General features: G+C 71.5%; 4 protein-coding genes and 1 pseudogene. 4 read left to right on the forward strand and 1 reads right to left on the reverse strand.

What is annotated here, in order from left to right; all coding sequences use genetic code 11:
- Window positions 1-6 precede the first annotated feature (6 nt).
- The 4 genes from AB0K82_RS14590 (at window position 7) to AB0K82_RS14605 (ending at window position 7,354) form a co-directional block, all read left to right on the forward strand.
- Complete coding sequence (locus AB0K82_RS14590; protein WP_364396729.1) at window positions 7-795, forward strand: BPL-N domain-containing protein; 789 nt, start codon at window positions 7-9, stop codon at window positions 793-795.
- Between the two features lie 259 nt (window positions 796-1,054).
- Complete coding sequence (locus AB0K82_RS14595; protein WP_364396732.1) at window positions 1,055-5,074, forward strand: Pls/PosA family non-ribosomal peptide synthetase; 4,020 nt, start codon at window positions 1,055-1,057, stop codon at window positions 5,072-5,074.
- Between the two features lie 223 nt (window positions 5,075-5,297).
- The gene (gene hutI, locus AB0K82_RS14600) at window positions 5,298-6,440 is read left to right on the forward strand and encodes an imidazolonepropionase (RefSeq protein WP_364396735.1); all 1,143 of its coding nucleotides are present in this window, start codon (window positions 5,298-5,300) and stop codon (window positions 6,438-6,440) included.
- Window positions 6,441-6,748: 308 nt separating this feature from the next.
- On the forward strand, window positions 6,749-7,354 hold the full coding sequence (locus tag AB0K82_RS14605) for a response regulator transcription factor (RefSeq protein WP_364396738.1): 606 nt from the start codon (window positions 6,749-6,751) through the stop codon (window positions 7,352-7,354).
- Window positions 7,355-7,756: 402 nt separating this feature from the next.
- Here AB0K82_RS14605 and AB0K82_RS14610 read toward each other — a convergent pair.
- Window positions 7,757-8,485, reverse strand: a pseudogene (locus AB0K82_RS14610) (ATP-binding cassette domain-containing protein); the annotation flags it as partial.
- Window positions 8,486-8,488: the final 3 nt, after the last annotated feature.

Genomic DNA, 8,488 nt, shown 5'->3' on the forward strand with positions numbered 1-8,488 from the left:
GGGGGCATGCTGGTGACCGCGTTCGCCCCTGTCGCCTGTGCGGTCGATCCTGCCCGTCGCCGCGGCCCGTCGACTCCGGCCGGCCGCGCGGACCGGCGTGCCGCGCCGGCGTACGGGGCGAATCCCGCCGAGCGTCCGGTGGCCCTGGTGTATCGCGGACCGGCCGCGATACCTGGATGTCCAGAGGCGGTCGCGGCACTGATACGCGACTCGGCGTGGAACTTCGACGTCCGGTACGCAGGGCCGAATGAGCAGACGAAGTTGACCGCGGCCGCGCTGAGCGGGGCGGGGCTGTACGCGCAGCCTGGCGGAGGTGAACTGGATGATGGATACCGACATATGCGACCGTATGCCTCGGATATCCGAGCCTATGTGGCCGCCGGAGGACGTTACCTCGGGTTCTGTCTGGGAGGCTACCTGGCAGGCGCCACCCCGGGTTTCGGACTGCTACCCGGCGACGCGGGTCAGTTCATCGCCACTCCGGGCGCGAGCGTGCGCACAGACCGGGACACCTTGGTGGAAGTGCGATGGCGAGATCGTCGGATCCGGCTCTACTTCCAGGACGGTCCCTACTTCTGGACGGGCGGGAAAGCGTCCGGCGTGACGGTCCTGGCGACGTACACCAACGGGCGAATCGCAGCCATGGTGGCACCCTACGGGCGCGGCCGAGTCGGTGTGGTCGGGCCCCATCCTGAGGCCACGGCCGACTGGTACGAAGAGCACCGGCTGGTCAATCCCGGCGGTGTCGACCCCGCGCCCGGGCGAGATCTGATCGACACATTGATGCGGGCGTGATGCCCTGATCCCTTTCTCGCGAACGATCCGAGAATCGCGCGCTCCAGCGCCGGCTCGGTGAATTCCAGGATGAAACCGGCCACCGTTCTCGACACGGTCAAGGTTCTTCAGAGAGTTCGGACACCGCCGGGTACACCTGACTTCCGTGCGTGAATCCACCGGATCGCACGTCGATTCGGACGGGTGAATTCGCGCTGCCCGGACAGCCGATGCGGCGCGGCAGACAACCCCTTTTCTCACCCTCTGTGAGGTTCCCCCCGTGGTTGAGAGGACCGACGCTCACCGAGCGTCTTCCACGAACCGGCTCGACCCTTCGGACGCATCACCCGGAGTCCGCCACACCCCCGGCGACCGGAGGACCGGCCACGCCGAGAGCACCGGCCCGGCGCGATCGCGAGTCAGGCGCCTCCACCGCTTCTTCGAAGCGACGTGCGACGCCACACCGGACGCCGTCGCGCTCGAGTGCGACGGCGAGCGGCTGACCTACCGGGAGTTGGACGAACGCGCCAACCGGCTGGCCCACCACCTGATTCATCAGGGGATCGTGGCCGGAGACCGGGTCGGCATCCTGTTGCACCGGTCGACCGTCATGTACGTGGCTCTGCTGGCCGCGCTGAAGGCCGAGGCGACTTTCGTCCCGATCGACCCGTCCGCACCGCCCGACAGAGTCGCGTACATGGCCAAGGACTCCGAGCTGAAGGTGGTCCTGTCGTCCTCCCACCAGGGAGCCCTGGCGGCGGAGGCGCCCTGCCCGGTGCTCGAGCTGGACGCCCTCGGGCCGGCTCCGGCCGACCTCCCCGCCTCCCGGCCTACCCCCGGGGGCGACGTCGACCCGGTGTGCTACGTCATCTACACCTCCGGCTCGACCGGCCGTCCCAAGGGCGTCGAGGTCGCCCAGTCGAGCATCTGCAACTTCATCGACGTCGTGTCGGAGGTCTACGGCGTCCGGCGAACCGACCGCGTCTACCAGGGTATGACCATCGCCTTCGACTTCTCGATCGAGGAGATCTGGCCGACCTGGGCGGTCGGGGCCACGCTGGTGGCCGGGCCGACGGACGCACGGCGGATCGGCACCGGGCTCGCCGAGTTCCTGACGGACGCCCGCATCACCGTGCTGTACTGCGTGCCCACCGTGCTGGCCACCGTAGACCGGGAACTGCCGCTCGTCCGGACGCTGCTGGTCGGTGGCGAGGCGTGTCCGGCCGAGCTGGTCGAACGGTGGGCACGCCTAGGCCGCAGGATGCTCAACACCTACGGTCCGACGGAGGCCACGGTGACCGCCACCTGGGCCGAGCTGCGCCCCGGCCGGCCGGTGACCATCGGACGGCCCCTTCCGACATACGCCGTCACCCTGCTTGACGAAAGTCTGCAGCCGGTCCCAGACGGTGCCGTCGGGGAGATCTGCATCGGCGGCGCGGGGGTGGCACGCGGCTACCTGGGCCGCCCGGATCTGACCGCGGACCGGTTCCTGGAGGATCCGCGGATCACCGGAGGCGGACGGTTGTACCGCACCGGCGACCTGGGACGCAGGCTGCCTGACGGCGAGATCGAGTACCTCGGCCGCGCGGACAGCGAGGTCAAGGTGCGCGGCCACCGGGTCGACCTGCAGGAGATCGAGAGCGTCATCTTGGAAGACCTCCTGGTCACCGGCGCGGTCGTCACCCCGTACCACGGCGGCGACGACCTGGTGGCCTACGTGATGCACGGCGAGACGGGCGATGATCTCGAGCTGGTGTCGCGCACCCACCAGCGACTGTCCGCGCGGCTCCCCGCCTACATGGTCCCGGCGTTCATGGAGGTGGTGGACTCCCTGCCGATGCTGCCCAGCGGCAAGGTGGACCGCAAGAGCCTGCCGGTGCCGAGCGGCAGACGGCTGATCGCCTCCGGCGGGCCGGTGGTCAACGCCGTCACCCCGACCGAGCACCTGATCGCCGGGGTCTGGGCGGAGGTGTTCGGGCTGGACGTCGAGGACGTGTCGGTGGAGGCCGACTTCTTCCTCGACCTCGGCGGGCACTCGCTGCTGGCCGCGCGGACGGCCTCGTCGCTGCGGCGGGAGACGGCGTCAGCGCACGTCTCGGTCGCCGACGTCTACCAGCACCCGTCGATCCGCCGGCTGGCGGGCCATCTCGACGCGACCGCACGTGCGGCGTCCGATACCGCGCAGGACCGGCCGGGCCTGATACGGCACCGAACGGCGCGCGTCGCCGGGGCGGGCCTGGTCCAGTCGGCTCTGATCTATTCGCTGCTCCTGGTGTTCGGGCTGCCCGCCGCGGCCGTGTTCGGCCTCAACCACGGCGCGCTTGACCTGTCCACCTTCTGGGGGCTCATCGTCACGATCCCGATCAGCCTCGTCGCCGGTCGGTTCGTGCTGCCCGTGGTGGGCATTCGGCTGCTGGCGCGCCGACTGCGTCCGGGCACCTATCCGTTGTGGGGCCTGACCTTCCTGCGCCTGTGGGCGGTGCAGGCCCTGGTCGGGATCTCACCGCTCGGCACGCTCAGCGGCTCCCCGCTGCTCGCACCGTACCTGCGGCTTCTCGGGGCGCGGGTGGGCCGACGCTGTCACATCCTCACGGGCGGGCTCCCGATTCCCACCCTGCTGGACATCGGCGACGATGCCTGCGTCGGGTACGGCGCACAGTTGCAGTCGTCTCTGGTGGAGAACGGCCGGGTGGTGATCGATCGAGTCTCGGTCGGCGCCCGCACGTTCGTGGGAGCGGGCGCGGTGGTCCAGCCCGGCGCCCGGATCGGCGACGACGCCGCGCTCGCCGAGCTGTCCCTCGCCACTCGCGGCCAGTCGATCCCGGCCGGCGAGTACTGGACGGGATCTCCGTCGGCACGAAGCGACGCGCCCGATCCGTTGCTGCGGGAGATGGGCGACCGCCGGGTCGACGACTGGTCACGTCCCGCCCGAGCCGCTTTCGCGGTGGTGTGCGTCCTCCTCGACCTCCTGCCGCTGGTGTCCCTGACGCCGGCCGTTGCGCTGACCGTGTGGGCGTTGGGCACCGGTGGCCGTACGGTCGGTCTCCTCGGCGCGTTCCTGACCGGCCCGCTGTACGTGGTCGCCACCTGCCTGATCGTCGCGGTGGGCAAGCGGCTGGTCCTGCCCGCCACGCCGACCGGCATCCACCCGATCGCGTCGACGCTCGGGTTCCGGAAATGGGTCAGCGACCGGTTGTTCCAGATCAGTCTCGCCACCACGAATGCGTTGTACGCCACGCTCTACACGCCGCCATGGCTGCGGGCGCTCGGAGCGCGCATCGGCCGTCGCTCGGAAGTGTCGACCGCGTCCCACCTCGACCCGGACCTGCTGACCTTGGAGGATGAGAGCTTCATCGCGGACATGGCCGGGGTGGGCGGTGCCACGTACCACCATGGCCAGGTGGCGCTGGGGCGCACGGTCGTCGGCCGCCGGTCGTTCGTCGGGAACGCCGCACTGCTGCGGTCGGGCGCGACCATCGGCGACGGGTCGCTCGTGGGCGTACAGACGATGGCTCCTCACGACGGCGTACCCGGCGGCACGTCCTGGCTCGGCTCCCCTGCGCTCCGGCTACCGCGCCGCCAGGACAGCGGGCACTTCGGAGACGAGCTCACCTTCCAGCCCTCCCGGCTCCGGGTGATCGAGCGGCTGGTCATCGAGTTCTTCCGGATCACCGCACCCGGAACGCTGCTGGGAACGGCCGCCTACCTCGTCGTGCTCGGCGACGCGGCCCTCGCACGGACGCTCGGCATGGCCGGGGTAACGCTGCTCGCCCCGGCGATGACGCTCATGGGCGGGCTCGGCGTCGTCCTGGCCGTGGCGGCGCTGAAGTGGCTCATCGTCGGGTGCTACCGGCCGCGGGTGGAGCCGCTGTGGAGCCGATTCGTCCGCCGCACCGAGTTCGTGACGGCGCTCTACGAGACCGCCGCCGTCCCGGCACTCCTGGGCGCCCTCGTCGGAACCCCCATGCTGGGATGGGCGCTCCGGCTGTTCGGTGTCGGCGTCGGGCGGCGGGCTTGGATCGCGACCACCTACCTGACCGAGTTCGACCTCGTACGGATCCGTGACGACGTCGCCGTCGGTCAGGCCACCTCCCTGCAGACCCACCTCTTCGAGGATCGGGTCATGAAGATGTCCCACGTCGTGCTGGAGAGCGGAGCGAGCGTCGGGGCCCGGTCGGTCGTCCTCTACGACGGCGTGGTCGGCGAGGGCGTGACCGTGGACGCGCTGTCCCTCGTGATGAAGGGCGAGCGGCTCCCGGAACGAACCCGCTGGTCCGGAATCCCGAGCCGGCCCGCCTGAGTCACCCGCGACGATCTCAAGGGCGGCCGTTCCGAACCTGCTCGCGTGCGGGTACCACTTCGTCCGCCTCTCCGACGAGCTGCACTGACCGGGCGACTGCGCGGCGGAAGATGCTCCGCTCGGCGACGCGTGGGTGCCGTCTCGTATGTCAGACGGGGTTCACCTCTCGGGCCCAGGGGAGCGGCGGCGGGGGTGCGATGCTGGCGGGGAGAGGGAGGCGGGCGTGAGCATTCTGATCACGAACATCGGTGAGCTGGTCGGGGCCGATCCGGAGCGGTGGGCGATCGAGGACGCCGCGCTGGTCATCGACGGTGATCGAGTCGCCTGGGTCGGGGCGGCGGCCGACGCGCCCGACGCGGACGAGGTGGTCGACGCGGCCGGCCGGGCGGTGCTGCCCGGGTTCGTCGACTCGCACGCCCACCTGGTCTTCGCGGGGGAGCGCGCGGAGGAGTTCGCGGCGCGGATGAGCGGGCGGCCGTACGCCGCCGGCGGCATCCGCACGACCGTCGCGAAGACCCGTGCCGCCTCCGACGACGAGCTACGCGCCAACGTACGGCGGCTGGTGGCGGAGATGGTCCGGCAGGGCACGACCACGATCGAGTGCAAGTCCGGGTACGGGCTGACGGTCGCCGACGAGGAGCGCGCGGTGCGCATCGCGGCCGAGCTGGTCGACGAGGTCACCTACCTGGGCGCGCACGTCGTTCCGGCCGGGACGGAGCCGGGTGACTACGTCCGGCTCGTTACCGGGGAGATGCTGGAGGCCTGCGCGCCGCATGCCCGGTGGATCGACGTGTTCTGCGAACGAGGAGCCTTCGACGCCGACCAGACGCGGGAGATCCTGGCGGCGGGCCGGGCCGCCGGGCTGGTGCCGCGCCTGCACGCCAACCAGCTCGGCCACGGCCCGGGCGTCCGGATCGCGGTGGAGTACGGCGCCGCGTCGGCCGATCACTGCACGTTCCTGTCGGACGACGACGTCGCCGCGCTCGCGGACTCCGAGACGGTGGCGACGCTGCTGCCCGGCGTGGAGTTCTCCACCCGCCAGCCGTACCCCGACGCCCGCCGCCTCATCGACGCGGGCGCGCGGGTCGCGCTGGCGACCGATTGCAATCCGGGCTCCTGCTACACCTCCAGCATGGCGTTCTGCGTGGCCCTGGCGGTACGCGAGATGCGCATGACCCCGGAGGAGGCGGTACGGGCGGCCACGGAAGGGGGCGCGCGGGCCCTGCGCCGGAGCGATGTGGGGCACCTGCGGCCCGGGGCGCGGGCCGACGTCCTGCTGCTCGACGCTCCCTCGCATATCCACCTGGCCTACCGTCCGGGCGTGCCGCAGGTGGCGCGGGTTTGGCGGGCCGGACTATCGGCCTGACAATCAAGAAATGGTAAGCGTCAATTATTTTAATAATTGATCTTGCTGTGTAACCCTGTTACCGTGCGGCCCGAGGCGGCCACGCCACGATGCGGGATTGACTGTTAACCCATCGTCATCCACTCTTGAGGGGATCGCCCCCAGCCCCTCGGGAGCCTCCTGATGTTCATCCGTGGCCACCTACTGCCTGCTGCCCGCCTCTCACGTTTAGTCGCCGACGGCATGGTTGCCTGAGTCGGCGTACGAAAGATTTCAGCGAGCCTCGGAAATCGACGGCGCGGTGAAATCAAAAATGCCAAGAGGCGGAAATGATACGCGTTCTCATCGTAGAGAATACGAACCTGGTCCGCGGCGGGCTCGTCGCCCTGCTCAACGCACAGCCCGATATGTTGGTCGGCGCCGCCTTAGAGTCCGCGGACAAGGCACTGCCCACCGCTCTGGAGACGAACCCCGACGTGGCCCTGATCGGCACCGGCCTGGCGCTCGGGGACGGCTTCGGGGTCGCGCGCGCGTTGCACGACGAGTTGCCCTCCTGCAGCGTCCTGATCATGGCCGACCGCCGCCGGCCGGGCGACCTGCGCCGCGCGGTGGCCGCCGGAGTGATGGGTTATCTCCTCATCGACGCACCTCCGGAGGACCTGGCCGACGCCGTCCGGCGGGTCGCGCAGGGCGAGCGGGTCATCGACGCGGAGCTGGCCTTCGCGGCCCTGGAGACCGTCGAGAGCCCCCTCACCGACCGGGAGCTGGACGTCCTGCGGCTGGCCGCGCAGGGAGCGTCATCCGCCGAGATCGCGAACCACCTGTTCCTGTCGGTCCGCACCGTCCGGAACCACATGTCGCGCGTGATCGGGAAGATAGGGGCGCGCAACCGGGTCGACGCCATCCGCATCGCCGACGACGCGGGCTGGCTCTGAGCCGACGCCATCGGTATCGCCGACGGCGCGGGCCGGCTTTGAGCCGACGCCATCGGTATCGCCGACGGCGCGGGCCGGCTTTGAGCCGACGCCATCGGTATCGCCGACGGCGCGGGCCGGTTCTGAGCCGACGCCATCGGTATCGCCGACGGCGCGGGTCGGCTTTGAGCCGACGCCGTTCGCGGACCAGTGCCCGTGCAGGTCCCGGTACGGCGCGCAGCGGGTCAGCAGGTCCTCGTGGCGGCCGAGCCAGGCCCGCGTGCCGTCGAGCATGAGCACCCGGCGGGCGCGCCGGGCCGAGGTCATCCGGTGCGCGATGACGATCAGGGAGCCGGGCCGCGCGGCGAAGGCCGCTTCGGCGCGCTCCTCGGCCGCGGCGTCGAGGTGACAGGTGGCCTCGTCCAGCAGGACGAGCCGCGCCGGGGACAGGTACGCGCGGGTCAGCGCGACGAGCTGGCGTTCGCCGGCGGACAGCGCGGCCGGGTCGACCTCGGCGTCGTACCCGCCGAGGCGGTCGACCAGGTCCGTCAGGCCGACCGCGGCCGCCGCGGCGGCGAGCTCGTCGTCATCCGGGCGTTCGGTGTCCCCGCGCAGGTGACACAGGTTGTCGCGGAGCGTGCCGCCGAAGACGTACGCCTCCTGGGGGATGAGCGTGCGGGCCTCCGGCGCGACGTCCGAGGCGGGCGTGCCGCCCAGGAGCACGGTGCCGCGCGTGGGCCTGAGCAGCCCGGCGACGAGCAGGGCCAGGGTCGACTTGCCGATGCCGCTCGGGCCGACGACCGCCAGGTGGTCGCCGTCGGGGACCGCCAGGGACAGGTCGTCGATCACGGGCTCGGCGTCCGGCCCGTACGCGAAGGTCACGCCGGTCAGCCGCAGGTCGCCGCCGTCTCCGGTGGGGCGCGGCACGGCGGGGACCTCGCCGGTCTCGGCCAGGCGGTCGAGGGTCACCGCGAGGCGCAGCCCGCTGCCGCCCAGCCCCCGGATGGCGGTGTGCAGCGCCGGGGCGAGCCCCTGCAGGACGTACGTGAGCGCGCCGAGCACCGCGCCGGGCGTCGCGCCGTGCCGCAGCAGCCCCGGCGCGGCGGCGACGATCGCCCGGAGGGGCAGGCGTCCGCCGACGGCCAGCGCCATCGG

Origin of the sequence: Actinoallomurus sp. NPDC052274, assembly GCF_040679475.1 — a bacterium.
In the GTDB taxonomy this organism is placed as follows: Bacteria; Actinomycetota; Actinomycetes; order Streptosporangiales; family Streptosporangiaceae; genus Actinoallomurus; species Actinoallomurus liliacearum.